General features: G+C 64.9%; 1 protein-coding gene and 2 pseudogenes. All 3 read right to left on the bottom strand.

The window, feature by feature from the left end; translation table 11 throughout:
- Positions 1 to 1,119: pseudogene (locus VIR09_RS00035) on the bottom strand (glutamate synthase subunit alpha); the annotation flags it as partial.
- Positions 1,120 to 1,304: 185 nt separating this feature from the next.
- Positions 1,305 to 1,997, bottom strand: coding sequence for a transposase (locus VIR09_RS00030; protein WP_332010467.1), 693 nt, complete (start codon positions 1,995 to 1,997; stop codon positions 1,305 to 1,307).
- A gap of 13 nt (positions 1,998 to 2,010) precedes the next feature.
- Positions 2,011 to 2,250: pseudogene (locus tag VIR09_RS00025) on the bottom strand (SAM-dependent methyltransferase); the annotation flags it as partial.

Genomic DNA, 2,250 nt, shown 5'->3' with positions numbered 1-2,250 from the left:
CGTGGCGCCGATCTGGCGGCCATCGGTGAACACGATGGAAGCCGGGCCGTCCCAGGGCTCCAGCATGGCGGCGTGGTATTCATAGAACGCGCGGCGGCGCTCGTCCATGGTGGTGTGCTGCTCCCAGGGCTCGGGGATCATCATCATCACGGCCTGGCTGATGGGGTAGCCCGCCATGGTCAGCAGTTCCAGGCAGTTGTCGAACGTGGCGGTGTCGGACTGGTCGGCAAAGCTGATGGGGTAGAGCTTCTGCAGATCGGCTGCCAGCACGGGCGAGGCCATCACGCCTTCGCGCGCCTTCATCCAGTTGTAGTTGCCCTTGACGGTGTTGATTTCACCGTTGTGCGCCACATAGCGGTACGGGTGGGCCAGCGGCCACTCGGGGAAGGTGTTGGTCGAAAAGCGCTGGTGCACCAGGCCAATGGCCGAGATGCAGCGCTCGTCGGACAGGTCCTTGTAGTACACGCCCACCTGGTCTGCCAGCAGCAGGCCCTTGTAGACCACGGTGCGGCTCGACATGCTCGGAACGTAGTATTCCTTGCTGTGCTTGAGCTCCAGGTTCTGGATGTTGGCGCTGGCGGTCTTGCGGATCACGTACAGCTTGCGCTCCAGCGCGTCCTGCACGATCACGTCGTTGCCGCGGCCGATGAAGACCTGACGCAGGATGGGTTCGGTCTTCTTGACCGCCGGCGACATGGGCATGTCGCGGTTGACCGGCACGTCGCGCCAGCCCAGCAGCACCTGGCCTTCGGCCTTGATGGCGCGTTCCATCTCCTGCTCGCAGGCCATGCGCGAGGCGTGCTCCTTCGGCAGGAAGATCATGCCGACGCCGTACTCCCCGTAGGGCGGGAGCGCAATGTCCTGCTTGCCCATCTCTTCCCGGTACAGCGCGTCGGGGATCTGGATCAGGATGCCGGCGCCGTCGCCCATCAGCTTGTCAGCGCCCACTGCGCCGCGATGGTCGATGTTCTCGAGGATCTTGAGGGCCTGCGTCACGATGTCGTGCCGCTTCTCGCCCTTGATGTGCGCCACGAAGCCCAGGCCACAAGCGTCATGCTCGTGGCTGGCCGAGTACAGACCGTGTTGCTCCAGGTGTTGGATTTCGGCTTCCGTCGTCATGGGGACGCACTCCTTCATTTTTTTCGCGGGAAATTCGCAGGGAAACGGAGGATATTGCGTTGCACAAACAATGCCAAGCTTTTTAATAGGGGTCAGATACTCAATTAATTCCAATTATTCCATTCGGATATCAATTGGGGACATATCAAAGATGCGCGTCAACACGTTCGCCGTGTTGCCGTTGCTCAGGCCTTTGGCAACGGCCGCCGCCCGGCCCGCGCCTTGACCAGACGCCGCCCCGTCGCCTCCTGCAGCAGGGCCACGAAGCGCTCGTCTCCCGCCGCCCACCCTTGCAGGGCGGACTCGGTCAGCACCTGCTGATCGCGCGCGCCGACGCCGCCTCGCACCAGTTCGGCGTAGGCCGCCTCGCGCGCGAACGGCGTGTTGCCCAGCGTCCAGTACAGCGGGTGCGGCGACAGGAAGCGATCGGTGCGGAGTCCGGCGTAGTGGTGATGGCTCGACCAGGGGAAGTCGCGTGCCTCCGCCACCAGACCGGCGCGCACCGGATTGAGGTCCATGTAGACCATGCAGGGCAGCAGATAGCGCTCGGCCTGCAGCACCGTGGCACGGTAGCGCCCTTCCCACAGCGTGCCGCTGCGGCTATGGCGGTCGTTGAAGGCGCGGACGTAGCTGCGACCGACCGCCTGCATGAACTTCGGCAGCCCATCCGCTGTCGCCGGTGTCGCCAGCAGATGGAAGTGGTTGTCCATCAGCACGTAGGCATGCAGCGCGATGTCGAAGCGCGGCGCCTGCTCGGCCCAGAGCGCCAGTAGGCGCTCCCGGTCGGCGTTGTCGATGAAGATGGCCTGGCGGTTGTTGCCACGCTGAATCACGTGGTGCGGCTGGCCGGGCAGCGTGAGTCGGGGCAGGCGAGCCATGGCGGCGCGAGGTTCAGGGAAGGCGGAAGCGCGTTTCCAGCAGCGACGACAGGCCGAACTCCGCCAGCAGGCTGCGCAGCCGTTCGGCCGCGCTCGCCTTCGCGTGGCCGGTGCGCCGCGCGATGATGAGCTCGTTCTTCATGCTGTGCTCCCAGCCGACCAGCTCGGTCACCGTGACCTGGTAGCCGTGCGCTTCCAGGTACAGGCAGCGCAGCACGTTGGTCAGCTGGCTGCCGATCTCGCGCGTGTGCAG

Origin of the sequence: Achromobacter sp. (assembly GCF_036567245.1) — a bacterium.
GTDB lineage: Bacteria > Pseudomonadota > Gammaproteobacteria > Burkholderiales > Burkholderiaceae_B > Achromobacter.
This window is presented reverse-complemented; position numbering and strand designations above follow the sequence as displayed.

Excerpts from the sequence above, each read along its gene's own strand:
- VIR09_RS00030 (WP_332010467.1), bottom strand. The coding sequence starts at position 1,997 with ATGGCTCGCCTGCCCCGACTCACGCTGCCCGGCCAGCCGCACCACGTG.